This window comes from Halostagnicola kamekurae (genome assembly GCF_900116205.1).
Taxonomy (GTDB): domain Archaea; phylum Halobacteriota; class Halobacteria; order Halobacteriales; family Natrialbaceae; genus Halostagnicola; species Halostagnicola kamekurae.
The window spans coordinates 743222-767685 of the sequence record NZ_FOZS01000002.1 but is presented as its reverse complement, the minus strand read 5'-3'; the positions used below and the strand labels follow the sequence as shown (position 1 = coordinate 767685).

The 24464-nt window shown below is 63.8% G+C and carries 27 protein-coding genes; 11 read left to right on the top strand and 16 right to left on the bottom strand.

Going from position 1 to position 24464, the window contains the following annotated elements; genetic code table 11:
• The first annotated feature begins 140 nt into the window (after positions 1-140).
• Entirely contained in the window at positions 141-1529 is a 1389-nt protein-coding gene (gene purB / locus BM348_RS11685; RefSeq protein WP_092904987.1) for an adenylosuccinate lyase, read from the top strand.
• 73 nt (positions 1530-1602) lie between these two features.
• Here the strand turns inward: purB and BM348_RS11680 are convergent, their stop codons facing one another.
• The 4 genes from BM348_RS11680 to lysA form a co-directional block, all read right to left on the bottom strand.
• On the bottom strand, positions 1603-3072 hold the full coding sequence (locus BM348_RS11680; protein WP_092904986.1) for an MATE family efflux transporter: 1470 nt from the start codon (positions 3070-3072) through the stop codon (positions 1603-1605).
• A 331-nt stretch (positions 3073-3403) separates the two neighbouring features.
• Positions 3404-3631, bottom strand: a complete 228-nt coding sequence (locus BM348_RS11675) for a DUF7860 family protein (RefSeq protein WP_050051512.1) — start codon at positions 3629-3631, stop codon at positions 3404-3406.
• Between the two features lie 96 nt (positions 3632-3727).
• Positions 3728-4840: a M20 family metallopeptidase gene (locus BM348_RS11670; RefSeq protein ID WP_092904985.1), complete on the bottom strand. Its 1113-nt coding sequence runs from the start codon at positions 4838-4840 to the stop codon at positions 3728-3730.
• 1 nt (position 4841) lies between these two features.
• A complete protein-coding gene (gene lysA / locus BM348_RS11665; RefSeq protein ID WP_092904984.1) occupies positions 4842-6089 on the bottom strand; it encodes a diaminopimelate decarboxylase in 1248 nt (415 codons plus the stop codon).
• A 271-nt stretch (positions 6090-6360) separates the two neighbouring features.
• On the opposite strand from lysA, the gene BM348_RS11660 reads away from it, so the two are divergent.
• A complete protein-coding gene (locus BM348_RS11660) occupies positions 6361-6711 on the top strand; it encodes a MarR family transcriptional regulator (protein WP_092904983.1) in 351 nt (116 codons plus the stop codon).
• A gap of 396 nt (positions 6712-7107) precedes the next feature.
• On the opposite strand, the gene BM348_RS11650 is transcribed toward BM348_RS11660, so the two are convergent.
• From BM348_RS11650 to dapA, 3 genes are all read right to left on the bottom strand, one after another.
• Complete coding sequence (locus BM348_RS11650) at positions 7108-7944, bottom strand: 2,3,4,5-tetrahydropyridine-2,6-dicarboxylate N-succinyltransferase (protein WP_092904982.1); 837 nt, start codon at positions 7942-7944, stop codon at positions 7108-7110.
• 103 nt (positions 7945-8047) lie between these two features.
• Complete coding sequence (dapB, locus tag BM348_RS11645) at positions 8048-8815, bottom strand: 4-hydroxy-tetrahydrodipicolinate reductase (RefSeq protein ID WP_092904981.1); 768 nt, start codon at positions 8813-8815, stop codon at positions 8048-8050.
• The gene (gene dapA / locus BM348_RS11640) at positions 8812-9741 is read right to left on the bottom strand and encodes a 4-hydroxy-tetrahydrodipicolinate synthase (protein ID WP_092904980.1); all 930 of its coding nucleotides are present in this window, start codon (positions 9739-9741) and stop codon (positions 8812-8814) included. The genes dapB and dapA overlap by 4 nt, the downstream gene beginning before the upstream one ends.
• 332 nt (positions 9742-10073) lie before the next feature.
• Here dapA and BM348_RS11635 point away from each other — a divergent pair, with 332 nt between their 5' ends.
• Positions 10074-10898: a M48 family metallopeptidase gene (locus BM348_RS11635; RefSeq protein WP_092904979.1), complete on the top strand. Its 825-nt coding sequence runs from the start codon at positions 10074-10076 to the stop codon at positions 10896-10898.
• An 84-nt stretch (positions 10899-10982) separates the two neighbouring features.
• Positions 10983-11480 (top strand): LabA-like NYN domain-containing protein, encoded by a 498-nt coding sequence (locus BM348_RS11630; protein WP_050051909.1) that lies wholly within the window; start codon positions 10983-10985, stop codon positions 11478-11480.
• A gap of 47 nt (positions 11481-11527) precedes the next feature.
• On the opposite strand, the gene BM348_RS11625 is transcribed toward BM348_RS11630, so the two are convergent.
• The 3 genes from BM348_RS11625 to BM348_RS11615 form a co-directional block, all read right to left on the bottom strand.
• Complete coding sequence (locus tag BM348_RS11625; RefSeq protein ID WP_092904978.1) at positions 11528-12802, bottom strand: RNA-guided endonuclease InsQ/TnpB family protein; 1275 nt, start codon at positions 12800-12802, stop codon at positions 11528-11530.
• Entirely contained in the window at positions 12799-13179 is a 381-nt protein-coding gene (tnpA, locus tag BM348_RS11620) for an IS200/IS605 family transposase (protein ID WP_092904977.1), read from the bottom strand. The genes BM348_RS11625 and tnpA overlap by 4 nt, the downstream gene beginning before the upstream one ends.
• Before the next feature lie 237 nt (positions 13180-13416).
• On the bottom strand, positions 13417-13602 hold the full coding sequence (locus BM348_RS11615) for a hypothetical protein (RefSeq protein ID WP_092904976.1): 186 nt from the start codon (positions 13600-13602) through the stop codon (positions 13417-13419).
• Positions 13603-13753: 151 nt separating this feature from the next.
• Between BM348_RS11615 and BM348_RS11610 the strand changes: the two genes are divergently transcribed.
• From BM348_RS11610 to BM348_RS11600, 3 genes are all read left to right on the top strand, one after another.
• Positions 13754-14248 (top strand): PUA domain-containing protein, encoded by a 495-nt coding sequence (locus tag BM348_RS11610; RefSeq protein ID WP_092904975.1) that lies wholly within the window; start codon positions 13754-13756, stop codon positions 14246-14248.
• Between the two features lie 118 nt (positions 14249-14366).
• On the top strand, positions 14367-14753 hold the full coding sequence (locus tag BM348_RS11605) for a nascent polypeptide-associated complex protein (protein ID WP_092904974.1): 387 nt from the start codon (positions 14367-14369) through the stop codon (positions 14751-14753).
• Between the two features lies 1 nt (position 14754).
• The gene (locus BM348_RS11600; protein ID WP_092904973.1) at positions 14755-15489 is read left to right on the top strand and encodes a methyltransferase domain-containing protein; all 735 of its coding nucleotides are present in this window, start codon (positions 14755-14757) and stop codon (positions 15487-15489) included.
• A gap of 306 nt (positions 15490-15795) precedes the next feature.
• Here the strand turns inward: BM348_RS11600 and BM348_RS11595 are convergent, their stop codons facing one another.
• Positions 15796-16104 carry a transcription factor S gene (locus tag BM348_RS11595; RefSeq protein ID WP_092904972.1) on the bottom strand — a complete coding sequence of 103 codons (309 nt, stop codon included), beginning with the start codon at positions 16102-16104 and terminating at the stop codon, positions 15796-15798.
• Positions 16105-16280: 176 nt separating this feature from the next.
• On the opposite strand from BM348_RS11595, the gene BM348_RS11590 reads away from it, so the two are divergent.
• Positions 16281-17588 carry an MFS transporter gene (locus tag BM348_RS11590; protein ID WP_092904971.1) on the top strand — a complete coding sequence of 436 codons (1308 nt, stop codon included), beginning with the start codon at positions 16281-16283 and terminating at the stop codon, positions 17586-17588.
• A gap of 101 nt (positions 17589-17689) precedes the next feature.
• Positions 17690-18199 (top strand): DUF5797 family protein, encoded by a 510-nt coding sequence (locus BM348_RS11585; RefSeq protein WP_092904970.1) that lies wholly within the window; start codon positions 17690-17692, stop codon positions 18197-18199.
• Between the two features lie 49 nt (positions 18200-18248).
• On the opposite strand, the gene BM348_RS11580 is transcribed toward BM348_RS11585, so the two are convergent.
• The 3 genes from BM348_RS11580 to BM348_RS11570 form a co-directional block, all read right to left on the bottom strand.
• The gene (locus tag BM348_RS11580; RefSeq protein WP_092904969.1) at positions 18249-19286 is read right to left on the bottom strand and encodes a DUF5787 family protein; all 1038 of its coding nucleotides are present in this window, start codon (positions 19284-19286) and stop codon (positions 18249-18251) included.
• An 86-nt stretch (positions 19287-19372) separates the two neighbouring features.
• On the bottom strand, positions 19373-19738 hold the full coding sequence (locus BM348_RS11575; RefSeq protein WP_139231185.1) for a zinc ribbon domain-containing protein: 366 nt from the start codon (positions 19736-19738) through the stop codon (positions 19373-19375).
• 111 nt (positions 19739-19849) lie between these two features.
• Positions 19850-20287: a bis(5'-nucleosyl)-tetraphosphatase gene (locus BM348_RS11570; RefSeq protein ID WP_049952118.1), complete on the bottom strand. Its 438-nt coding sequence runs from the start codon at positions 20285-20287 to the stop codon at positions 19850-19852.
• A gap of 157 nt (positions 20288-20444) precedes the next feature.
• Between BM348_RS11570 and BM348_RS11565 the strand changes: the two genes are divergently transcribed.
• Complete coding sequence (locus BM348_RS11565) at positions 20445-20774, top strand: uS10/mL48 family ribosomal protein (RefSeq protein ID WP_050051919.1); 330 nt, start codon at positions 20445-20447, stop codon at positions 20772-20774.
• Between the two features lie 211 nt (positions 20775-20985).
• On the opposite strand, the gene BM348_RS11560 is transcribed toward BM348_RS11565, so the two are convergent.
• Positions 20986-21975, bottom strand: a complete 990-nt coding sequence (locus BM348_RS11560) for a hypothetical protein (protein WP_092904968.1) — start codon at positions 21973-21975, stop codon at positions 20986-20988.
• A gap of 280 nt (positions 21976-22255) precedes the next feature.
• Here BM348_RS11560 and BM348_RS11555 point away from each other — a divergent pair, with 280 nt between their 5' ends.
• A complete protein-coding gene (locus BM348_RS11555; protein WP_092904967.1) occupies positions 22256-23527 on the top strand; it encodes an amidohydrolase in 1272 nt (423 codons plus the stop codon).
• Positions 23528-23594: 67 nt separating this feature from the next.
• On the opposite strand, the gene BM348_RS11550 is transcribed toward BM348_RS11555, so the two are convergent.
• Positions 23595-24389: a DUF4397 domain-containing protein gene (locus BM348_RS11550; protein WP_342714168.1), complete on the bottom strand. Its 795-nt coding sequence runs from the start codon at positions 24387-24389 to the stop codon at positions 23595-23597.
• Positions 24390-24464: the final 75 nt, after the last annotated feature.

Genomic DNA, 24464 nt, shown 5'->3' with positions numbered 1-24464 from the left:
GTGATTGCGGTCTCGAACGGCACAATATACACGAACATGGATATAGATACTCGTCACGAACCGAAGTATCCCGGACAGTATGCACGCTCGTGGCCTCCAGTTTCGATACGCTTTTGGACCGCGCTGGAGGATGCTCGAGCATGACCGACACTCACGCGCTGTACGCCGTCTCCCCGCTCGACGGCCGGTACGGCGGCCGCACCGCACCGCTGTCGCCGTACGCCAGCGAAGCCGCGCTCATGCGCGCCCGCGTCCGCGTCGAAGTGGAGTATCTGATCGCGCTCGCCGACTGCGAGGCGACGCCGCTCGAGTTAGACACCGACGAGCGCACCCAGCTCTCGGGGCTGTACAACCACTTCGCCGAGGAGGACGCGCGGTTGATCAAGACCCTCGAGACCGAGGGCTACGAAGAGTTCGAGGCCACGAACCACGACGTGAAGGCGGTCGAGTACTTCATCCGTCACAACCTGCCCGCAGACAGCGACGCTTCCGCGTGGATCCACTTCGGACTCACGAGCGAGGACGTGAACAACCTCGCCCATCGTCTGCTCGTCCGGGACGCCGTCGAGGACGTGCTGTTGGGCGAACTGTACGAACTGCAAGACACGCTCGCGGAGATGGCCCGCGAACACCGGGACCTGCCGATGCTCGCGCGAACGCACGGCCAGCCCGCAACGCCGACCACCTTCGGGAAGGAACTGGCCGTCTATGCGGCCCGTCTCGGTCGAACGACGGCTCGCGTTCGCGACGCGACCGACGAACTCCGGGGGAAACTCGGCGGTGCGAGCGGCACCTACGCCGCCCACGTCGCGGCGTACCCGGACGTCGACTGGCAGTCCTTCGCCGAGGCGTTCGTCACCGACCTCGGCCTCGAGTTCGAACCGCTCACGACGCAGGTTAACCCCTGCGACGACCTCTCGGCGCTGTTCGACGCCTTCCGCGGCGTCAACGACGTATTGCTCGACCTCGATCGGGACATGTGGCTCTACGTCTCCGATCGCTACCTCGGCCAGGAGGCCGTCGAAGGCGAAACCGGCTCTTCGACGATGCCCCACAAGGTCAACCCGATCGACTTCGAGAACAGCGAGGGCAACCTCTCGAAGGCCAACTCGGATCTGACCTTCCTCGCCGAGTACGTCACGACCTCGAGGCTCCAGCGGGACCTGTCGGATTCGACGGTCAAACGGAACATCGGTGCCGCGCTCGCACACTGTCTCATCGGCTACAAGAAGTCCGCTGCGGGCCTCTCGAAGGTCGTCCCCAACGAGCAGGTCATGCGCGACGAACTCGAGTCGACCCCCGAAATCATCGGCGAGGCGGTCCAGACGATTCTCAGACGAGAGGGACAGGCGGATGCCTACGAGCGGGTCAAGGCCGTCACCCGGGGCAAGGACGTTTCGATCGCGGACTTCAGAGAACTGTTCGACGACCTCGATATCGACGAAGATGTCCGCGAGGAACTGCATGCGTTGACGCCGGCAGGGTACACCGGCATCGCCGACGATCTGGTCGACGACGTTCCCGAATAATCGCGACTCGAGACGAGTCGTCGGTCAACGGAGTCCGGCAGCGAGAAACGTTCCTCGAAACGTGTAGTCGAGATCAGTCTGCGGTCGGCGACGCGGGCGTGTCGACGACGCCGCTCGTCCAGGTGCCTCGGAAGAACCAGAGGCCCGCGACGACGACGCTCACGACGTTCGAGATCGCCATCGCGTACCAGACGCCGGTTTCGCCGAACCCACCCCACTGGATGAGTCCGTAGGCGACCGGGACCTGGATGATCCACAGCGAGAGGATCGAGAACGCCATGGCGATCCGGGTGCTCCCGCTGCCGCGGAACGCCCCCATCAGGATCTGGAACACCCCGAGGAAGGCGAACGTCGGACCGACGATCGTGAGGAACTCGGCACCCATGTCGATCACCGTCGCCGACTCCTCGCCGGTCAGGAAGACGCCGATTATCTCCGGTGCGAACGCGTAGACGGCAACGCTCATCGCCGCGAACGCTCCGCCGATGATCCCGGCGTTCAACAGGACGCCGTTGCGGGCGCGATCGGACTGCTGTGCGCCGAGGTTCTGCCCGACGACGACCTCGGTCGCCTGTGCGATTCCCAGCGAGAGGAGGGTGAATATTGCGTAGACGCGACTGCCGACGCCGAAGGCCGCGACGGCGTCCGAACCGGCGATTGCGACCAACGCCGTCAAGACCGTAATCCCGAGGGCTCGAGTGCTCTGTTCGATCCCCGCGGGGATTCCGAGTCGGACGAGCTTCGTGACGGACTCGAGTTGTAAGCGAAACTGCGAGAGCGACGGTTTGATCCCGAGCTCTCCGGAGAACAGCAACCACAGGCCCACGAACGCGCCGACCGCGCGGCTAAATACCGTCGCGATCGCCGCACCCTCGACGCCGAGACCGGTGAAGCCGGTCAGCGAGTACAGCGACGACTCGAGAGCCCCTAATCCGAGCGCGCCGAACAGCGGATTGTTTTCGAACCCGAGGATGAGGAACGGGTCGAGGACGACGTTGAGGACGACGCTGACGGTCATCAGGTAAAGCGGCGTTCGCGTGTCGCCCCACCCGCGCAACAGCGCCTGAAACATGAAGAACGCGAAGACGGTGACCGTCCCAACGAACCAAGCTCGCGTGTACTCGACGGCCATCCCGTGGACCGCGCTCCCGGCCTCGGCACCGACGAGCGTGAGCAACTGCGGCGCGAAGACGTAGCCGACGATCGAGGCGAGCAGCGAGACGAGCAACACGAACGACATCGTCTGCCCGACGACGTGATCGACCCGCTCGTCGTTGTTCGCGCCCTTGTGCTGGGAGATCAGGATGGTGCCGGCGACCGTAAAGCCGCCGCCAATACTGATGACCAGAAAGATGATCGGAAACGCAAAGGAGATGGCGGCGACGGCGTCGGAGCCGACGCGACCAACCCAGAACGTATCCGCGATGTTGTACGCGACCTGCAGTAGCTGCGTCAACACGAGTGGAATCGCGAGAAAGACGATCGGCTTCAACAGCTCTCCGTTGGTCACGTCGACGGATCGATCTTCCCCGGTCGCGCTCATCTTCCACCCGACGATCGGCGACTATCCGCGGGCAGGGCTCTCGAGCGGGAGAACGCGTCGGTACGATCGGGGAGGGAAGTCCGTTCGAGCGGTCGATCCGATTCCCTCGGCCGGCGTCGATGTTTCAATTCCCACATAGTAACTGACTAGTCAGTCAGTTCGTAAAGGCGTTTCGTGAGTGTGCGTCGCGGGACCAAAGATATCGAGTCACAGGCCGCAGGCACAGGATATCAGGCCGCGATCGTAGAGACAGGATATCGAAATACACAGGCACCGCTCGAAGACGTATTCATCCAACCGGTACCGATCCGTCGAAAACAGTCAGGTGCCTCTACTCAGTGAGCGGGAGGAAGATACCGAACACGAACGGCGAGAAGAAGCCGACGAGGAGGCCGACGATCGAGAGGGCATACAGCAGCGTATCCTCCCAGGCGGGGAGACCGCCGAAGTACGTCTGACCGACGAACTCGCCGCCGACACCGATAATGAGCAATCCAAGGCCGAGAAGGAACCCGGCTTTCGTCAGGTGGGGATAATCGAGTTTTCCGTACCGTCCCATACGACTCGAGTACTCGCGTGGAACTAATAGGGTTACGGGCCGTTGCAGAATCCGCTGCTAAGTCGTCCGAACTCTTCTTCGAGCGCCTCGGGTCGATCAGCCGACGAACTGCTCGAGCGTCTCGCGGACCGCCGCCGCCGCTCGCTCGATGTCGGTCAGCCGAACGTACTCTCGTTCGGCGTGGGCGACGCCACCTTCCTCGTCCTCGAGGACGCCCGGGCCGAAGACGACCGTCGGCGCGTCGGCGGCGAAGAACCCGGCTTCGGTCGCCGCGCCGAACGGCCGTACGTCGCCGCCGCTCGCCTCACGGAGGCTCCCAACGAGTGCGTCGTCCTCGTCCGTGACGAACGCCTTCGGGAACGGCGTATCGGGCCGGACGAGATCGACGGAGACCTCGAGCGCGTCCGGAACGCGGTCGTCGAGAAACGCCTCGAGATCCGTACGGAACGATTCGCTCGTCTCCGGCGGGACGCTCCGCCGGTCGAACGTGAGTCGGCACCGGTCCGGAACGCGATTCGGTGCCTCGCCGGCCTCGAGCATGGTCGCCGTCAGTTTCGGCTCCCCGAGCGTGGCGTCCGCGCCCGGTCCGGCCTCGTCGTCGTAGCTTCGAAGCGCCTCGAAGACGGTCTCGAGGCCGAATATCGCGTTTCGGTCGGCGGGAACCTTCGCCGCGTGGCCGCTCTCGCCCTCGAGGGTGACCGTCCCTTCGAACTGGCCGCGGGCGGCGATACACACGTCGAGGTCCGTCGGTTCGCCGACGATGAAGCCGTCCACGGATGGGGGTAACGTTTCCCGTAGCCCCGCCCCGCCGGTCATCAACGTCTCTTCGTCGGTGGTGATCGCGAGCGTGAGCGTCCCGGCGGTCGGTTCGACCCCGAGGAACGCCGCCAGCAGGGCGGCGAGCGGTCCCTTCGCGTCACAGGCTCCGCGCCCGCAGACGATGTCGCCGTCGCGTTCGTAGGGAACGTGGGGGGCGACGGTGTCGATGTGCGTGTTCAAGACGATGTGCGGACCGGAGGCGTCCGTTCCGTCGGCCGCTCCCTGTGCGCCGGCGCCTCGGCTGGCGAGGACGTTTCCATACTCGTCCACCGTCGGCTCGGGCCCGGCGTCGCGAAGCGTCTCACGGAGCAAGTCCCGCATCTCCGAAACGTCCTCGTGGGAGGGCGTCCGGACCGCGTCGGCGTGGAACTGCGCGATATCGAAGCCCATCTTACTGTCCCGACTCGCGCTCGACGCGCGTTACGTCCGCGAGCGTTTCCCGGCGGCGGACGACACGCGCGTCGCCGTCCTCGAGTGCCACTTCCGCCGGCCGTGGCTGAGAGTGGAACTGGCTGGCGAGTTCGTAACCGTATGACCCCGCGTTGCCGATCGCGACGACGTCGCCGCGCTCGGGGCGGGCGATGGGTCGGTCGTGGGCGAAGACGTCCGCGCTGGTACAGACCGGCCCGCCGACGGTAACCTCGTGGGCCTCGCGTTCGGGCGCGCTGACGTTCAGCATAGGATGGTAGGAGCCGAACATCGCGGGCCGAATCAGGGTTGCGAGACTAGCGTCGATGCCGACCACGGTCGTGTCCGGCGCTTCCTTGATCGTGTTCACTTCCGAGAGGATCAGGCCCGCGTCGGCGACGACGTAGCGGCCCGGTTCGAGCTTGAGCCGGGCGTCGAGGTCGCCGACCGCCTCGCGGACCATGTTCGAGGTCTTCTCGAGATCCAGCGGCTCGTCGTCCTCGCGGTAGGGAACGCCGTAGCCGCCCCCGACGTCGACGAACTCGAGGTCCTCGTCGCCTACTCGGCGAGCCATCTCGCCGATGCGGGAAATGGCGCGACAGTGGTCCTCGAGGCCGTCGGTCAGGACGCCGCTGCCGGCGTGGGCGTGGAGGCCGACGAGGTCGAAGTCCTCGCGCACGCGATCGGCGACTTCCGGGACGCGCTCGTAGGGGATGCCGAACTTCGCGTCCGCGCCGGTCGCGACCTTCTCGTGGTGGCCCGTTCCGATGCCGGGATTGATCCGAATGGCGATTCGCCCGTCGTAGCCGCGCTCTGCGAGGCGCTCGAGCGTGTCCATCGCGCCGATGGTGATCGTCAGCCCCGGATTATCCGCGGCGAGGTCGGTCGCGTAGTCGAGGTCGTGATCCGGCGGGTTGACGGCGGTGTACTGCAGTTCGTTCGGGTCCGCACCGGCGTCGATCGATCGCTGGAGCTCGCCCCAGGCCGCACACTCGATGGTCCCGCCGACCTCGAGAACCGCCTCGAGCACCGCCTTCCCGGTGTGTGCTTTCGCCGCGTACATCACGTGGGCGTCCGGAAACGCGGTCGAAAACCGGGCGTAGTTCTCCTTCACGCGATCGAGATCCATCACGTAAAGCGGTGTGTCGTACTCGGCGGCGAGCGACTCGAGTCGCTCGCGGTCCCAGTCGTCGAGCCGGCGAACGGCCGGCGAGTCCGCGAAATCACTCATTGTCCACTGGAAGTGACCGGGAGGATTCAAGCGTTTGGGTTCGTCCGCTCGTCGGGAAGCGAGTCGACTCACTCGAACCGATACCGTCTCTCACCACTCTACCGGGTTCAGTGTCGCAGGAGGTTCTATCCATCTCTCGTCGACTCATCGTCACCTCACTCGTCTCGGCTAGCAAATAATGTGGATACAGTAGATACGAGAATACGATCCTACATCCCGTATCAGTAATATTTCGAATACACTCTTGATGATTCGGTTCGTTGGTTCCCGTATGTCGATCGATATCGAGGATTTCGAAGAACGCACCTCCGCGGAACTCGAGGAGCCGAGCAACGCCGAACGAGTGCTTCGATTTCTCTACGAGAACAGAGACAAGGCGTGGAAGGCATCGACGGTCGCCGAACGAGCGAATGTCAACGAAAACTCGATCTCGGCGGTCCTCAATCGACTGAAGGAACAGGATCTCGTCCGACACAAGGGCTCGTACTGGGCGATTACGGACGACACGGAACGCCTTCGTCGCGCCCACCAGTTCCACCGGACGGTCCAGCGATTCGACGAACTCTACGGCGAAGAGGATCGCGAGGAGTGGGTCGAAGCGAGTGAGCGATCGAACGAATGACTCTCGATCGAGGGACCATCGTACTCGCGGACGATCCGTTCAAGGGCGACGGTGCAAGCCGGCCCTGGCTGGTAATCGGTACGGACGAGACGCCCTTTCACGGCGAGCAATACATTGACTCACGCTCTCGACGAAAACGTGGTACGACGAACGCGTTCCGATCGACGACGACGATATCATCGATGGCGGCCTCCCGAAAGACAGTTCGATTCTTCCGTGGGCGGTCGCATCAGTCGACGCGACTCGAATCGATCGTGAACTCGGCACGCTAAAAGAACCCCTCATCGCCAACGTCGCCAGACAGCTCGGTGCGTATATCGGTCTCGAGCGACACTGATTACCGGATACACAGCCACACCGAACTCTCGGTCAAACGAACGGTCGGACGATGCGTCGCTATTCTCGCAGCGCGTCCTCGCGCTCGGTCGCCTCGAGCGTCTCAGTCTCGAGATCGGTCGCGACGACGGCGGGTTTGTACGCGCCGCCCTCGAAGAGGTCGTGGTCGCTGACCGAGGATTCGACGAACCGCGTGAACGCGCGTCGCTCGGCGGGCAGTTCGCCGTACAGGACTTCCTCCTCGACGAGGTCGTAGACGGGGATTCGTGGCGTCAGGAGCGTGTTCTCGCCGACGACGCTGTTTTCGCCGACGACGAATCCGCTCGTGACGCGACAGCCGGCACCGAGCGAGACGCCGTCCTCGACGATGACCGGCGCGCTCTCGACGGGCTCGAGCACGCCGCCGATGAGGGTGTTCGCGCCGAGTTTGACGTTCTCGCCGATCTGGGCGCACGAGCCGACGGTGTCACAGGAGTCGACGAGCGCGCCGTCGCCGACGTGGGCCCCGATGTTGACGAAACTCGGGCTCATCATGATGCAGTCCTCGCCGAGGTAGGCACCGCGGCGGATGGTCGTCCCGTCGGGCGTGTTGCGGGTGCCACGCTCGCCCAGGTCCTCGGTCTCGCGCAGCGGGAGGACGTCGTAGTGCTCGACGCCGCCGTACTCGAAGGCTGCGTTCTCGCGCAGGCCGAAGTTCAGTAGAATTCCCTGTTTAACCCACTCGTTGGCCTCCCACTCGTCGCCGCGCTTTTCGGCGGCGCGGATCTCCCCCTCTTCGAGCGCCGAGAGAAAGGCCTCGAGCGTCGAACGTTCGTCCTCGCCGGCCGACTGCGCGTCGACCTCGCCGCGTTGCTTTCGCTCCCACAGTTCGTCGATCTCGGTCTCGAGCGCACTCATAGCTGTCCGGGGATGGCGCGTGCAGGGCTAAAATTCCATCCATTCGCGCCGGCTCAGTAGGGTAGCACGCGACCGGCTCCGTGGGCCGACGACGCGAGCCCGTTCAGTCGGCCAGCACGTCCGCGAAGTCGTAGCTTCCGGGGTCGCGCCCGGAGAGCCACACCGCCGAATCGACCGCGCCGGCGGCGAAAACGCCCCGGTCCTCGGCTCTGTGGGTCAGCCGAACCTCCTCGTGGTTGTCCGCGATGACGATCTCGTGCTCGCCGGTCACGTCGCCCGCCCGAAGGACGTGGACGCCGATCTCATCCTCCTCGCGCGGGTCGAATCCCTCGCGGCCGTGTTTGCGCCCCGAAAAGTCCCCGTTGGCCTCGATCTCGGAGAGCAGTCGATTCGCGGTCCCGCTCGGAGCGTCGCGTTTCGCGTTGTGGTGGGTTTCGACCAGTTCCACGTCGTAGCCCGCCAGATCCTGCACTGCGTCGCCGACGACGTTCACGAGCGCCTGCACGCCGCGGGCGAAGTTCGGCGCGCGCAAGAGCGGAATCGTCTCGCCGACTTCCTCGAGCGCCTCGAGTTCGTCGTCCTCGAACCCCGTCGTTCCAGTGACGAACGCGACGCCCGCGTCTGCGCAGGCTCGCGCGTACTCGAGCGCGGATTCGGGCCCGGTGAAGTCGATCACGGCCGCCGGTTCGCGCTCGGCGAGGAGCTCCTCGAACGCGTCGGCGGACTCGACGGAAACGCCGCTTACGTCCTCGCCGTCCGGATCGCGGTTGACCGCGAAGGCGACCTCGACGTCGTCGCGGTCGGCGACCGCGGCGATCACTTCCGCGCCCATTCGGCCGGTGGCTCCGGTGACGCCGACCCGCACCGTCATCGATCACCCTCCGGTCCGGCGTTGGCGACCGCGGCGGAGCCGTCCTCGAGATCGGCGAGGACCGCCTCGAGGTCGTCACGATATTCCTCGGCCAGTCGGGACAGTGGCGGGCGCATGCGGGCCGGGCCGTAGCCGCGGATCTGCATGGCCTCCTTGACCGGGATCGGGTTGGTCTCGACGAACAGTTCCCGAAACAGCGGCCCGAGTTCGTGGTGGAGTTCTCGAGCGCGCGCGTAGTCGCCGTCGAGCGCGGCACCGACCATCGCGCAGGTTCGCTCGGGTTCGACGTTGGCGGTGACGCTGATCGCGCCCGTCGCGCCGACCGAGAGCATCGGCAGCGTGAGTGCATCGTCGCCCGAGAGGACGGCGAAGTCCTCGCCGGTCGTCCGCTCGGCGATCTCGCCGATCAGGCCGAGGTCGCCGCTGGCGGCCTTGTAGCCCGCGATGTTCTCGTGGCTCGCGAGTTCGACAGCCGTGTCGGGCTCGATGGATCGGCCCGTTCGCGAGGGCACGTTGTAGACTATCTGTGGCACGTCGACGGCGTCCGCGATCGTTCGATAGTGCTCGATCAGGCCGCGCTGCTCGGGCTTGTTGTAGTACGGCGAGATCAGGAGTAGGCCGTCAGCGCCCGCGTCGGCGGCTCGTTCGGAGAGCTCGAGCGCCTCGCGGGTGTTGTTCGAACCGCTGCCCGCGATGACCGGCACGTCGGAGACGGCGTCGATGACCGCCTCGACGACCTGAACGTGTTCTTCGTGGGTCAGCGTCGCGGATTCGCCGGTCGAGCCGACGGGGACGAGCCCGTCGACGCCCGCGCGCTCGAGTCGCTGTGCGTCGGTCTGTAAGGTTTCGAAGTCGATTCGCTCGTCCTCGTCGAAGGGCGTACACATCGCCGGGAAGACGCCCGTGAAGTCGATATCGTCCGTCATAGGTATTCTATTGGTGTGTTGGTCGGCGGTCGGCTACTTGGATGTAATGATTCTGCACGGAGCCGGCGTCGCGACTGGCCGGAGTGATCTGGGGCGCACCCGAGACGGGACGTCACCCCGCCTCGAGCCCTTTCAGGCCCGTTTTTTCGGAAAACGAGATTTCGCGCCGCTCACGATCGGGCGTACCGAGGCGTGAGCGGTGCGACGCATATCCGAGCCATCACAGCGGACGAACTTATCCGTTGTGGATTTTCTCTCTACTTCCGCTTGTGTGCGAACTGCTACCAGCATATTTCGCGGAACTTATACCTTCGGCTTACCTACAGCAAGGCATGACAGACTTCGGACTGCAAGTACGGATGGCGGTCGTGGGAAGCATCCTGTTTGCTTTTTACACCGTCGCAGCGGTTTTCGCTAGCCTATTTTTCTCCATTCCGCTACTGGTCGTTCTCCCGCTTGGTATTATCGTCCTCCCGGCGATCCAGTACAAACTCGGGAAGTGGTCGGCGCTCAGGGGCGCAGAAGAGATGCCCGAAGAGGGGCAGTATCAGCAAGTCCATCAGATGACCGAGTCGCTCTCGCGCGATATGGGGATCGACAAACCCAAACTGATGGTCATGAATATGGGCGTTCCCAACGCGTTCGCCGTCGGCCGAAAGGGTGCCGGCGTCGTCTGCGTTTCGACCGAACTGATGCAGCTCCTCGAGCGCGACGAACTCGAGGGCGTCATCGCTCACGAACTCGCACACATCAAAAACCGAGACGTGATCACGATGGTCGTCGGTCAGTCGATCGGTTCGATGGTCGGCTGGGTCGCGGCGATCGCGTACATGTCCGGCGGCGAGCGAAACCCGGGGAGCTTCTTCGTCGCGATGATCATCTCGAACATCGCGAACATGCTCGTCATGATCTTCGTGCTCGCTATCTCGCGATATCGCGAGTACGTCGCCGACGACGACGCGCGACAGGCGATCGGCAGCGGCGATCCGCTCGCGCGGGCGCTCGAGAAGATATCTAACGGCGCACAGGGGCGAGAGTCGGAACTGGACGACAGCATGAGCGCGCTCTGTATCCTCAACGCCGACAGGAGCATTTTGCAAAAAATCTTCTCAACCCACCCGCCGACGGAAAAGCGCATCCAGAAGCTCCGAAGCTAATTTCTGCCGTCGACGCCGGCGACTTTCGATCGATTCGACTGCCACGACGCGATTTTTTTACGTGTTCCCAACAGAGACGCGAGTGTGACAGATATTCATCCGGGTCAGCGCGTCGCCGTCCTCGTCGACGCCCAGAACCTCTATCATACGGCCCAGAGCATGCACAGCCGTAACATCGACTACTCGTCGCTGCTCGAGAAGGCGGTCCAAGACAGACAGCTGACGCGCGCCATCGCCTACGTGATCCGCGCGGATTCGCCGGAAGAGGAGTCGTTTTTCGACGCGCTCGTCGACATCGGCTTCGAGACGAAGATCAAGGACATCAAGCGCTTTTCCGACGGTACGAAAAAAGCCGACTGGGACGTCGGAATGAGCCTCGACGCGGTGACGCTCGCGAACCACATCGACACGCTCGTCCTCTGTACCGGCGACGGTGACTTCTCCCGGCTCTGTTCGCACCTCCGGCACGAGGGCGTCCGCGTGGAAGTGATGGCGTTCGAATCCTCGACGTCAGAAGACCTCATCGACGCGGCAGATACGTTCCTCGACCTCGGCGAACGCCACGAAACGTTCCTGCTTTGACATCCTCCCCGCGCTGAAGCGCGAGGATTCCTCCGTTGGGGGTTCTGCTACCGACCCACGGGGGCAACTTGCGGGTTCGTGCGCACTTCTTTGGGACTTTCGTGAGGGTGTGGCGTCCCCGACCAGTTGTGGTCGTCCCACTCGAATCGCACGGGCCGTGCCATCGGCCTGACTTCGCAATCGCTGTTTTCTCGAAGGAACGTCTCTGACGCCGTGAGGTCGGCGTGTCCCTCGAAACCGCACGGACACGTCAGCGTATCCCCGTGGCGAACCGTCTTCCTGTGGTCGTCACACTTGGGACACGTCTGAGAAGTCCACGCTTCCGACTCAGCTTCGAGAGAGATGCCGTACTCCTCACAAACGCACGCGAGACGGTGGATGAACTTCTTGAACGCCCAGAAGTTGTGTGTCTTCTCGTTCACTCTGACCGACCAGTGCGTTTCCAGCACGTCGGTCAAATCGCCCACGTATACTGTCGCCACGCCCTCGTCGTACAACCGTTCAACGAGGTCGCGCACCAGCGCATTCTGTGCATGGTCACGACGTTTCGTCCGCTGTCGGTACAGCCGTCGAATCCGTTTCGAGGAGTAGCTTCCCTCCCGGAGCTTCGACTGTAGGCGGGCGATTTCATCGGTCGTCTCACGGAACCGTCCGAACAACTCCCGACCGTCGTAGAGGTACTGGTTCCCAGTGGTCGTGGAACAGGCGATGAGATTGTCCGCGCCAACGTCGAGGGCGGCTTCTTCCGAAGCCAGTGGTGAATCCAGTCGAGAATCAGGGACGGTGACTGGTTGGAAAGCCCTGAACGTGTCGCTCACCTCGTCGTACTCAAGTTCCAAACGACCCTGTTCGCCGTCCCACTTCGGGTTGCCTCGGACTTCGAGGCGGAGCCGTTCGTGGTAGCCGAGTCCGTATTCGTCTTTCAGTTCTTGCCCGACAGGGATCTCGAGACGGCTAGGCTTTCCCCACTGAATCGTGTACTGGTTGCATCGGATGTAGGTACGGAGTTCTCGTCCGTCCTCCTCGTTGCCCCAGTACGACGGTGGGTTGGGGTACTCGCCTTTCTCCTTGAGGGCGAAGAACGACCGCCACGCTTCACTGTTCTTGCGCGTGACCTGTTGAACAGTCGCGCTTCCGACGACACCGTTGTACTGTCCACGGTATTCGGACGTGTCCCACACGTCGCCGTCACCGAAGTAGTTCTGACGGCGTTCGTAGGTCAGTTCGTTCCACAGGGATGCGGAGGCGTCGAGTAGCCGTAAGAGGCACTCTGTGTCGTTCTCGGTCTGTGGAACGACCTCGAAGGTGTTGACGCGCTTCATTCGTCGTCACTCTCCTGTTCAGCGATGTACTGTTCGATAGCACCCTTCGAGGCACTTCCTGCCGTACCGACGTAGTACGAACGAGTCCACTTCACGCGGTCGTCGTACCGCTGATTGTATTTCCGCGCGGAAATCCCCTTGACCCAGTTGACGATGAGTGACGGGGCGTTCTTGGGTGGACTCCCGATGAACAGGTGTACGTGGTCGGGCATGACCTCAGACTCGGTCAGTTCGAGGTCTTTGTCTTCACAGATTTCTGCGAAGATGGCTTCGAGACGTTCCTTCGTCTTCCCCGTCAGGTGCGAACGCCGGTATTTTGGTACGAAGACTATGTGGTAGTAGAGTTCATATTTCGCATGACGGGTACTCTTTACCACTATGTATACTATCTTAGTCGGACAGCTTAATAATTGCGTTGGAACCCCGTTGGCACCATCGACGGCGGTTGAATACTGTTGGTCGGCTTCATCCCCGCGCTGAAGCGCGAGGCTTTCGCCTCGGATTTTTCGTAAGTCCCGAGCGAGGCGACCGCTCTCGAGAACTCGAGCGAATCATACCTGCTCGAGACGGGCTGAAAACACCGGAAACGGAGTCAAAAAAGCGACTCGAGCGGCTCAGTAAGCGCGCGCGTCGGGGTCGGCTCGAACGACGCCGACCACGAGCGCTCCCGCCGCGAGGGCGGCCGCGACGACCGGGACCGCGTATCCGGCAGCGCTCGAGTCGAGAAAGGTCGGTCCGGCGAGCGTGAGGGTGCTGACGCCCAGTAAGGCGAATCCGAGACCGATCTGCGTGACGTTCATCGATACGTGTACTCGTGGGCGGTCTTTTATAACATTCACTATCTTCCGACGCGGCCGATTTTCGGTGCGAAATTCGTTTCGGCGGTCGGGAGACATCCCGGCGTGCGGGCGCTTCGACACCCTTTCGAGCGCGGGGCCACGACGGGAACCAATGAGCGAGCGAACCGACGGGCGAACCGGGATCGAGAACCTCCGGACGGTAGCCGACTACCAGTTCGGCGCGGACGCCGGCGAGGCGCTGTTTCCGGCGGACGCGTCCCAGACGATCAAGCGAACCGCTTCGGGGCGGCCCCAACAGGTGCTTTCTGACGCGGGCCGAATCGTCTCGTTCGGGACCGACGGCCGATTCACCCTCGGCGTCGAGGGCGGGCGGCGGCTCGTTTCCGCGCTCGAGTCGCCGGCCTACCGCGTCGTCGTCGACGACGAGAGCGAACCGTTCGTCCGCGACGGGAAGAACGTGTTCGCGAAGTTCGTCCTCGAGGTCGGTGAGGGAATCAGACCGGGCGACGAGGTCGTCGTAGTCCACGAGCGAGGTGAGGTGATCGCCGTCGGTCGCGCGGAACTCGCCGCTGCGGGAATCCGAGACTTCGAGACGGGAATGGCCGTAAAAGTTCGATCGGGCGTCCCGGCAGGCGAGTCACGCTGAAGCGGGCACGGAACTGATTTTGCCGCCCACATTTCTGTCGGCGTCTCGACGAGCGTGACACCGAAACTAGACGGTCGAGACCGCAGGGTAAAAGGTCGCGGGTGTCGACGATACGAGTATGTTTGGAGGAGGCGGCGGCGGACTCAATCCGCGCAAGATGGAACAGATGATGGAACAGATGGGGATCGATGTCGACGATATCGACGCCGAGGAGGTCATCATCCGCACGGCGGAGCACGATCTCGTCTTTACCGACCCCGAAGTGACCAAGATGGACGCTCGAGGTCAGGAAACCTACCAGGTCATCGGCACGCCGGACGAGCGGGCGGCCGGCTCGGCGGGCGAACTCGAGGCGGGCGACGGCGACGACGATTCGGGCAGTAGCGTCGACGAAGACGACGTCGACCTCGTCGTGACGCGGACCGGGGCGAGCGAGGAAGAGGCCCGACGGGCCCTCGAGGACAACGACGGCGATCTCGCGGCGACGGTCGCGGAACTCGAGTGACGTGACCGTCCCCGTCTTGCTCGTTCGCGAGGACCGCGAGTACCTCGTCGAACCCGGCGAGGAGTTCGGAACCGACCTGGGCGTGCTCGAGGTCCCCGAGGACGTCGAACCCGGAGCGACGCTCGAGACCCATCTCGGAACGGCGTTTCGCGTTCGGCGGCTCCGCGGTCCGGACCTGTTTCATCACTTCGAACGGACCGGTGCGCCGATGGTCCCGCGAGATATCGGGCTGGTAATCGGTGAAACGGGCGTCTCGGTCGGCGATCGAGTGCTCGACGCCGGAACCGGAACCGGCGTGCTCGCGGCGCTGCTCGCCCGCGCCGGTGCGCGCGTCGTGACCTACGAACGCGATCCGGAGTTCGCCGAGGTCGCACGCGAGAACATGGTCCTCGGCGGCGTCGAGGAGCAAGTCGACGTTCGTGCGGGAGACGTGACCGCCGACCTCGAGTCGCTCCGCGAGGAGTTCTTCGACGTGCTGACACTCGATACCGGCGACGCGCCAGACGTCGTCACGGCCGCGCCGGACCTGCTCGTCGACGGCGGGTTTCTCGCCGTCTACAGCCCGTTCGTCGAGTCGACCCGGGACGTCGTCGCCGCCGCTCGAGAGGCCGGCCTCTCGAGCGTTCGAACCCGAGAGACGATCCAACGGGAGATGGACTTCGACGAGCGCGGCTCCCGACCGTCGACGGCACCGGTCGGACACACCGGTTATCTCACGATCGCCCGCAACGAGTAGTCAGAGACGGTGGCGACTGGCGCCGACGGCTCCGGCGATGATGGTAACTCCGATAACGATGGGCGGCTCCGACGACGGTGGGAGTCCTTCGCGCTCGACCCTCACAGTGTAGGGAGTAATCGTATTCCGTCTGCGGACGAACAGCGAGTCGCCCGCCTTCGGCGGGCCCGCACCTCGATCACCAGTCCGCCCTGACGGTGCTCCGTTTCGTCAGGGGCACGCGACGCGATCACTCCTCGAGTCGGGTACTCGCGGCTCCTCGGACGCGGAATCGGTCGTCGGTCGCGAGGGCACGCGACTCGAGGATCAGTTATCGTCTTCTCGCCACTTGTGTTCGCACTCCGAACAGATGAAAAAGCGCGTCTCGGACTCGTCCGCGGAGCGGATCTGTTTCATGTACCAGTACGCCCGGTCGTGGCCGCACTCGGGACAGTGTGCGTCGGTTTCGGGCAAGGACGTCTCGCCGGAGGATTCGATGACTTCGCTCGCCTCCTGGTCTTCGGTGACGGTGTAGTCCGCGGTGTCGCCTTTCGGCTTCGTGAAGTCACAGCTGCCACAGACCCACGTCCCGTCTTCGGCTTTCATCATCGAACCGCATTCGTCGCAAAACTCCATGAACGGTGCTTGTCACTCGTCTCGCTTAAGCGTGTAGAAAGCGGCCGGCGAGATAACTGTAGATCATATTCCACTCGCAGTGCCAGCCGCCGATGGGGAACGACCACGATACGAACCGCGCGAAATCGGTTTCGATCCGAAATGGTCATTGGGCCAGCTTACGGACACCTCGAGAGATGGAGATCTCCCTTCGTCGACTTCGAGCAGCGTTCGCCGTCGACCGACGGGTGCTGACGCTCGCGTTCGCTCGGATGGCCGACGGCATCGGGAACTCGTTTCTGATCGTCGTGATACCGCTCTATGTGACCAGTGACGTGGTCACCGGGGCGACGTTCGGGCTGTCGGAGTCGGTCATAATCGGCGGAATCCTCTCGCTGTTTGGCTTTCTCAACAGCAGCTTCCAGCCGTTTACGGGGCGACTCTCCGACCGCACCGGGAGGCGAAAGGCGTTCATCCTGATCGGTCTGGCCGGATTGGCGATGACCAACGTCGCGTACGTCTTCGCCGACACTTACCAGCTGTTGGTCCTCATCCGCGGCTTGCAGGGAGTCAGCGTCGCGTTCATCGTCCCGGCATCGATCGCGCTCGTGAACGAACTCGCGACGACGGCCGATCGCGGCGGCAACATGGGCGTTTACAACACTTTCCGACTTGTCGGGTTCGGTGCCGGGCCGGTCGCGGCCGGTGCGGTCGTCAACGCCGGCCCGTACGCGGTCCCGTCGATCGCCGGATTTCTGCCCGCCGGGTTCACGATCGATGGCTTCGACGCGGCGTTTTTCGTCGCCGCGATCACCGCGGCGATCAGCTATGTCCTCGTGACGATCCTGATCTCCGACCCGGAATCGACTCGAGAGAACGCGGGCGCGGAGCTATCGATCGACGTGTGGGACGATTCAGGGTCGAACGTCTTCGATCCGATCTTCACTCTCGGGGTCGCGACGCTCTTTCTTGCGACCACGATCGGGCTCTTCGCGACGATTCAGCCCCAGATCAACGACCACCTCGGGCAGGGATCGACCTGGTTCGGCCTCCAGTTCGCCGCGTTCATCGTCGCGCAAGTGCTGTTGCAGACGCCGGTCGGCCGCGCCTGCGACCGATACGGTCGTCGCCCGTTCATCGTTCTTGGAATGGTGTTTCTTATCCCGACGACGCTCGTCCAGGGGTTCATCGGCACCTCCGAGATGATGTTCCTCGCGCGGCTGTTACAGGGCGTCGCGGGTGCGATGGTGTTTGCGCCGTCGCTGGCGCTCGCCGGCGACCTCGCCGGAGCGGGCGAGTCAGGCTCGAAACTGTCGGTGCTCACGATGGCCTTCGGCTTCGGCATCGCAGTCGGCCCGCTCGCGTCGGGGCTCCTGATCGGGTACGGATTCCGGTGGCCGTTCGTTTTCGGCGCGGTGATCGCAACGCTGGGCGCGCTCCTGGTGTTCACACAGGTCGAGGAGACCCTCGAGACCGCGGCCAGTCTCCCCGGAACCGGGAGTTGAGCTCCCCGCCTGCGATTTCGGATCGCCAGCGTTCGATTTGCGGTCTCAGCGCGATCGACAGGGCGCAACGCAAAAGTACTGGATCCGCTTACGATTCGACGATGACGCTCTCGGAGGAGGCGCGAGACCGACTGGCCGACGTGGTGGAGCTACAGCCGACGAAGAACGCGGAGCTACAGGAGCGGTGGGGAGTCGACAGCGGGAGCGAGGTACACCAGATCCTCGAGAACGAACTGGGCGAGTACTACTTTCGCGACGACAACAGCCTGATCCGCGCGACCGCGGAAGCCGCTGAGCTGGTCGACGTCGAACCCGGCGTGGTCAACGACCCCGACGACGAGGGCGGGCCGTCGGCAATTCGGGTGCCAGAGCTCCACGCACAGATCGTCGAGGTGCTCGCCGGCCCCGACGAGGAGTCCGAAAGCGTCGTTTCGGTCCTCCACAAGCTTCGAGACGCCTACGACGTCGATCCGAAGAGCGAGGACGTTCGCTCCGCCCTCCAGAGCCTCCGTCGAAAAGACGTCGTCGAGGTCGAGTACCGGACGGTCCCGACGTTTCGACTCGCCCTCGAGCGCGAGGACCTCGAAGTCTCCATTTCCGACTCGAACTGAGACTATTTCGACCGCGAATACGGACCAAGCGCGGTCGTCCGGCCTGCCGTCATAACCCCGGCCTGCGTCGCCGTCGCCGTTTCTCGAGCAGGCGTGTGAGTCGCTTTCCGGGGCCGCCTTCGATCGGCCACCCGCGGGTTCGCCAGGTCGGCGGCTCCGGCTCGAAGGCGGGGCAGGACCCCGAACACTCCGCGGCGGTCGGCAGACAGTCTTTGGCTCGGCAGTAGGGGAGCAACTGGTTTTGCGAGCGCAGTTCGAACGCCTTGCAGTCGGGTCGCATCGTCTCGGCGAACGAGCGCCAGCCGCGCTCGTAGGCGCGCTCTGCGATCGCGAGGCGGCGATCGGCCTTCTCGGCGGGGTCGACGTACTCGAATCGAGCGGCCGACGCGTCCCGTCCGCTCCCGGTCGGCCGCTCGAGGATTCGCGTCCCCCGATTCTCGACCGAGAGCGTCCGCGGGTGCCACGCGACCTCGACCTCGAGCTCGTCGAGATCGAGCGAGAGGATCCCCGCTTCGACCGGCAGATCCTCGAACAGGGCGGGCACGACGCGGTCGCCGGTCTGTCGGGTCGCAACCCAGACCTCGTCCGCGAGCCCCATCGCCACGTCGTACTCGAGTTGGGGGCCGAGCGTGCGTGCGGCGCTGGCGTCGAGATCCGGTTTGTTCTCGATCGCGACGACGCGCTCTACCCAGTCCGGGTAGGCCCACTTTCGGCGGATCTCGATGCGATTGCCGTCGCGGCGGGTCTCGAGGATCCCCCGGTCGGCCGCTTCGTGGATCGACTCGCGGACGTACCGCCAGGGGTAGCCGGGGTGGGGGAGCACGTCGCGGTAGTAGCCCCACTCCGCGGGCGCGTTTCGGACGACGTGCAGCAGGTCGCCGTTCAGCCGCTCCGGACCGAAGAGAGCGCGTTGTCTGAGCCCCTCGCGGTCGCACTCGAGGACGATCGTGTCCCACCGTCGGCGCTTCGTCCCGAGCTGGCGGGCGACGACGACCGGGCGATCGCTCTCCTCGAGGGGCCAGCGGCGTTCGGCCCAGCGACAGCAAGCGAGTTCGAACCCGAATTCGGAACCGCCGTGGAGACTCACTGGCCTGTCGTACGGAGCGGGTATCGAAATGTGCTGTGGTCTCGCTGAAAGCGGCGTTCGGTTCCTCGAGTCGGGGTCGAGCCAGATTACGGCTCGATCTCTCCTCGGTTGATCTTCTCGGCGACCGAGTAGGCGTCGTAGATGGCGTAGACCCAGACGACGAAGCCAGTGAAGATACCGATGAGTGCGAAGACTAGCAGAAGGTTGACCAATTGGATCAGCATGAGCACTAATCCTTTCCCGACTTGCCCGTTGTAGATCTGTCCGACGCCGGTGAAAAACACCGAGAGGACGGCCGCGATCCCCGGATTCTTCTCCTGTGGATACTTCTGTCTCACACCACAGTGTGGACAGATTTCGGCCTCTCTCTTGATGACATCGCCGCAACTCGAGCAGTACTGCTCGTCGGGACCGGTCGTCACAGCGGGACCGTCTCGCTCGTCGAATGGCATTTCCTCAACTGAGTTACCACATCTAATGAGAGTTTCGACAATCAGTACCCTCAACCGATGCTCGCAGAAAGCAGTCGCTCCTCGAATCGCTCACACAGAGACGAGAATCGATTAGATTTCGTCTTCGGCCTCGAGCACGTCGAGGTAGTCGTGGGCCTGTTCGAAGATCTCTCGCGGGCCGTCCTGCGTGACGGTGTTTACCGCCTGCTCGTAATCGCGCCACTGAAGGTCGCGGTGTTCGCTCGAGAGTTCCGCGCTCGCTTCGAACGATTTCGCGATGAAGAGATGAACGGTCTTGTGGATCGTCGTCCCGTTCGCCTCGAAGACGTAGCTGTAGTCCTCGCGAAAGCCGTCGAGTAGTCTGAACTGCTCTATACCTGCCTCTTCCTTTACTTCGCGGATAGCCGTCTGCTGAAGTTCTTCGTCTCCTTCGACACCGCCCTTGGGAAATTCCCAGTCGCCCGGGCGGCTCTTGAGTAGAAGATACTCGCGCCGGCCCCGCGTGTCGCGGAAGAGGATCGCGCCTGCGCTCGTAGCTTCGACTGCCATTACAGAGGATAACAGGTGCGGCGTTAAGTGAATATCGGACTGTCTTCTCGTCGTACATCACAGCAGAGACGCGTTCGAGGGGCCGCGTCGACGGCCGCCACCGATGCATCTCAGAAGGCTTTAGGTCGCCACCGGAGACGTACCTACAACGCCAGCCATGACCTTCGTAACTCGCCTCACGCTCCAAAGCGGTGACCGCGCCGCTCTCGACGGCCTCGTCTCGGATATCAAAGAAACCGCCGAACGAAAAGGGGCGGCGCTGAAAGGTCCTCACACCCACCCGCCGAAACGGCTCTCGGTCCCCCAACACTCCCGACTGCACTCGGACGACGACCGCCGCTTCGATCCCTGGAACTACACGGTCTTTACGCGTGAACTCGAGATCCACGGTCACGACGACCTCGCAAGAAATATCGCCTCTCAGGACTTCCCCGACTCGATTTACATCGAGGCGGAAGTCGAGCAGATCCACGATATGGGAACGTAGAGAGAAAAACTCTCTCGAGCCGATTTACGCACCGACCGCACGCGGCCGAACAAACTCACTCGATGGCGGCGATCGAGGTCGTTTCGACGCGCTACTCCCGCTTTTCGTCGCGATGTATCCGGAGCCGTCTGCGAAGCGACCCCAGCGTGGAGGGACGGTTCTTCGGTTCGAGAGGTGTAACCGGTTCGGGGGAGCGTATCACTGGTTCGAGTTACGTATCGGCGATTCGGTGCTCGAAGAGGCGCTCGCCGGTGTCTTCGCAGGTAACCGCGAACACCTTGTGGGAGCTACAGCACGATTCGACGACCTCCTCGCCTATCTGGATATCGCCACCCGTGGTCGGACACGTCTCGAGGAACATCCGAAGGCTGTTCAGCAGCTGTCCTTTCTGTGCGGGGGCGAACGCGTCCCAGTCATCCACCCAGGATTCGAAGACCCGGCTCGCGGCGACGTCTGCGACGAGCGCCGGACGCGATGGCCACTGGCCGGTTCGACTTGAGTTCGCTCTGAGCGTGTGCACGCCGTCGCGGGTCAACAGTTCGAACTCGTCGGGGTCCTCCTCGAACCCGAACGCTGCGGCGGCGTCGGCCGCGGTGATCTCGCCGTCCGCGATCGGTTCTATCTCCTCGAACCACGCCGTTTCGAACGCGTCGGTCAGACAGAGGTCGTCCGACTCCTCGCACGGCTCGAGGATCTCCTCATCCATGAAGTACGTCTCGAGATCCATGCCGGCTTCGGGGCCGTCGGCCGATTCGGCGTCGGATTCAGATCCGTGGCCGACGGTTTCGGCGTCTCCCTCCGCTGGCGTCTCCTCGCTAGGAGCGTTCGCGGATGCAGCGGATGCCGCTTCGGTCGGTTCGTCGGAACGATCCTCCTGGGTCGGGTCTTCGATCGTAGCGGTCGCGTCGGGCGAACCGAGTCCGGACGCGACGACCGGCTCCGGGTCCTTCCCGAACCAGCGGAGGACCTCGGGCGGGAGATACCGTTTCGTCAGCGTCGGGGTTCCCGGAATCAGATAGCCGCGAAGGTAGATCAAGCCGATCGAACAGCCGAGGGCGAGTGCCCCGCCGAGTTTCGACTTCCGCGCGATAAGAGAACTCAGTACGGCGGCGATGACCAAGTTCAAAATCGTACACGGCTCGCATCTATCGTCACCGGTGTACTCCGGTTGATGGAGCGTTTCGACGACGTCAATCTTCATTTCATCCGTATCATCACACTCATATATTGTTTAATTTTGGGGTCCGGAACCAGTGCTCGAGTTTCGCGCTCTGAAGGCTCGATGGGGCCGAATATCGCATTTATCGACGCTTCTATCACCGTGGCCGGTCGCCGCGAACCCGATTTCGGTTCGGCCGGTTCGTCGCCGCTTCGATTTCAGTTCGATTCCGGTCGTTGGGGCGAGCCGATCACGCGTCCGGAACCTCTCTCGCTTTTCGGCGCGTCGCCACAGTTTAGACGGTTCCCGAGTAGATGTAGTCATGACCAGCGGATCGCACGTTTCGCTCCGTCGTGACCTGCATCGAAAACCAGAACCGGCGTGGTGCGAGTTCTACACCACTGCTCGTCTGGTCGAGACCCTCTCAGAGCTCGACCTGACGGCCCTCCACGTCGGTCCGGACGCGCTCGCCGCCGACCACCGAATGGGCCTTCCCGACGAGGACGAACTGTCGGCGTGGTACGACCGGGCCGCGGCCTCCGACGTCGACGAGGAGATCCTCGAGTCGCTCGAGGGCGGGCACACGGGCGCCGTCGCCGTGCTCGAGCAAGGTCCGGGGCCGACGGTCGGGCTTCGGGTCGACATCGACGCGTTGCCCCGGCCGGAATCCGACGATCCGGCACACGTTCCCGCCGCCGAAGGGTTTCGGTCCGAACACGAGGGGGCGATGCACGCCTGCGGGCACGACGCCCACGCCACGATCGGAATCGGGGTGCTCGAGGCGATTCGAGAGAGCGACTTCTCGGGCACGCTCAAGGTATTCTTCCAGCCCGCAGAGGAGGTCGTCGGCGGCGGCAAGTCGATGGCGAAGAGCGAGCACATCGACGACGTCGACTACCTGCTCGCGATGCACGTCGGCCTCGATCACCCGACCGGCGAGGTCGTCGCGGGCGTCGAGGGGTTCCTCGCCGTCGTCCACCTCGAGGCGACGTTCACTGGCGAATCGGCCCACGCGGGCGGCCACCCCGAACAAGGTCGAAACGCGAATCAGGCGCTCGCGACCGCCGTCCAGAACCTGTACGGAATCCCGCGCCACGCCGGCGGTGCGACGCGAATCAACGCGGGCGTCATCGAGGGCGGGAGCGCTGCGAACGTGATCCCAGAGGAGTCGAGACTGGTCGCAGAGGTCAGAGGCGAGACCACCGAACTGATGCGATACATGGACGAGAAGGCCCGAAACGTCCTCAGATCCGCGGCCGAGATGCACGACTGCGAACTCGAGGTCGAGACGGGGGCCGAAGCGCCGAGCGCACACAGCGACGACGAACTCGTATCGATCGTCGCCGACGCCGCAGGCGGCGTCAAGGGCGTCGACTCGATCCTCGAGCGAGACGAACTCGGCGGGAGCGAAGACGCGACCTTCCTGATGCGGGAAGTCCAGCGAAACGGCGGGCTGGCCTGCTACGTCGGCGTCGGTACCGACCACCCCGGCGGTCACCACACGGCTACCTTCGACGTCGACGAGGAGAGCATCGGCCACGGCATCGACGTGTTGACCGGCGCGATCGAACGAATCGGACACGAGCGGCCGTAGGCAGTCGGCACAGCGAATCGAACGAACGGCAGAAGCGGCTGACGCAGCGACCGAGACTCGAGCAGCGTCAGTGGCCGTCCACGTATTCTCCCTCGGCGTCGACCACGACCTCGAGGTCGAAGGCTTCGTCCACCGGGGCATCTGACGGCTCGAGGTAGCCGACCGCGAACGCCGAGTAGACGTTTCCGGCGGCCGGTTCGACGTCGAACGTCCCGACGACCTCGCCGTCGTTGTTCGACGTTGCGGGCCGAACCTCGAGAGCGTATTCGCCCGGCGCGACATCGGCCGTCGCGGTCTCGCCGAAGCCGACGTCCTCGAAGAGGACGGTTTCGCCGTCGCCGACCGTGACGTCGACTGCCGGCGCGTCCGGCGACGCGTGTACGAGGCGGACGCAGGCGTCTTCGCCGGGACTCGAACGATCGTCTTCGAGTACCGTAACCTCGAACGGCTGGTTCTCCGCCGCGAGCTCGCCGAGCGCGGCCACCGTGTAGGCGCTCGCGCCGATCTCGAGCTCCTCGTCGAAGACGACAGTGTCGGGGTCGTCAGCGGCGGCGATCGTCACTTCGTAGGTCCCCGACTCGAGCGTGAGGTACTCGCTTACGGTCCGGTAGGGAACGTCCTCGAGGACCGTCTCGCCGTCGACCGAGACGTCGACGTTCGGCGCGTCCGGCGAGAGGTGAGCGACGCGGACCGACGCCTCCATCGATCCGTTCTCCTCATCCTCGTCACCGGAGTCGTCAGTCGTGTTTCCACCGTCGTCGGTGGTCGATCCGTCTCCGGAGCCATCGCTTTCGGATCCTTCGCCACCGCCCAGACAGCCTGCGATTGCGACGACGCTAGCGGCTCCTGCTCCCGAGAGCATCCGTCGGCGTGTATGGTTTCGAACCATATCACAACCGTGGCAACCGATCGCAATGCGGTCACATCCTAACAGCGT

Excerpts from the sequence above, each read along its gene's own strand:
- purB (WP_092904987.1), top strand. The coding sequence starts at position 141 with ATGACCGACACTCACGCGCTGTACGCCGTCTCCCCGCTCGACGGCCGG.
- BM348_RS11680 (WP_092904986.1), bottom strand. The coding sequence starts at position 3,072 with ATGAGCGCGACCGGGGAAGATCGATCCGTCGACGTGACCAACGGAGAG.
- BM348_RS11675 (WP_050051512.1), bottom strand. The coding sequence starts at position 3,631 with ATGGGACGGTACGGAAAACTCGATTATCCCCACCTGACGAAAGCCGGG.
- BM348_RS11670 (WP_092904985.1), bottom strand. The coding sequence starts at position 4,840 with ATGGGCTTCGATATCGCGCAGTTCCACGCCGACGCGGTCCGGACGCCC.
- lysA (WP_092904984.1), bottom strand. The coding sequence starts at position 6,089 with ATGAGTGATTTCGCGGACTCGCCGGCCGTTCGCCGGCTCGACGACTGG.
- BM348_RS11660 (WP_092904983.1), top strand. The coding sequence starts at position 6,361 with ATGTCGATCGATATCGAGGATTTCGAAGAACGCACCTCCGCGGAACTC.
- BM348_RS11650 (WP_092904982.1), bottom strand. The coding sequence starts at position 7,944 with ATGAGTGCGCTCGAGACCGAGATCGACGAACTGTGGGAGCGAAAGCAA.
- dapB (WP_092904981.1), bottom strand. The coding sequence starts at position 8,815 with ATGACGGTGCGGGTCGGCGTCACCGGAGCCACCGGCCGAATGGGCGCG.
- dapA (WP_092904980.1), bottom strand. The coding sequence starts at position 9,741 with ATGACGGACGATATCGACTTCACGGGCGTCTTCCCGGCGATGTGTACG.
- BM348_RS11635 (WP_092904979.1), top strand. The coding sequence starts at position 10,074 with ATGACAGACTTCGGACTGCAAGTACGGATGGCGGTCGTGGGAAGCATC.
- BM348_RS11625 (WP_092904978.1), bottom strand. The coding sequence starts at position 12,802 with ATGAAGCGCGTCAACACCTTCGAGGTCGTTCCACAGACCGAGAACGAC.
- BM348_RS11615 (WP_092904976.1), bottom strand. The coding sequence starts at position 13,602 with ATGAACGTCACGCAGATCGGTCTCGGATTCGCCTTACTGGGCGTCAGC.
- BM348_RS11610 (WP_092904975.1), top strand. The coding sequence starts at position 13,754 with ATGAGCGAGCGAACCGACGGGCGAACCGGGATCGAGAACCTCCGGACG.
- BM348_RS11605 (WP_092904974.1), top strand. The coding sequence starts at position 14,367 with ATGTTTGGAGGAGGCGGCGGCGGACTCAATCCGCGCAAGATGGAACAG.
- BM348_RS11595 (WP_092904972.1), bottom strand. The coding sequence starts at position 16,104 with ATGGAGTTTTGCGACGAATGCGGTTCGATGATGAAAGCCGAAGACGGG.
- BM348_RS11590 (WP_092904971.1), top strand. The coding sequence starts at position 16,281 with ATGGAGATCTCCCTTCGTCGACTTCGAGCAGCGTTCGCCGTCGACCGA.
- BM348_RS11585 (WP_092904970.1), top strand. The coding sequence starts at position 17,690 with ATGACGCTCTCGGAGGAGGCGCGAGACCGACTGGCCGACGTGGTGGAG.
- BM348_RS11575 (WP_139231185.1), bottom strand. The coding sequence starts at position 19,738 with ATGCCATTCGACGAGCGAGACGGTCCCGCTGTGACGACCGGTCCCGAC.
- BM348_RS11570 (WP_049952118.1), bottom strand. The coding sequence starts at position 20,287 with ATGGCAGTCGAAGCTACGAGCGCAGGCGCGATCCTCTTCCGCGACACG.
- BM348_RS11565 (WP_050051919.1), top strand. The coding sequence starts at position 20,445 with ATGACCTTCGTAACTCGCCTCACGCTCCAAAGCGGTGACCGCGCCGCT.
- BM348_RS11560 (WP_092904968.1), bottom strand. The coding sequence starts at position 21,975 with ATGAAGATTGACGTCGTCGAAACGCTCCATCAACCGGAGTACACCGGT.
- BM348_RS11555 (WP_092904967.1), top strand. The coding sequence starts at position 22,256 with ATGACCAGCGGATCGCACGTTTCGCTCCGTCGTGACCTGCATCGAAAA.
- BM348_RS11550 (WP_342714168.1), bottom strand. The coding sequence starts at position 24,389 with ATGCTCTCGGGAGCAGGAGCCGCTAGCGTCGTCGCAATCGCAGGCTGT.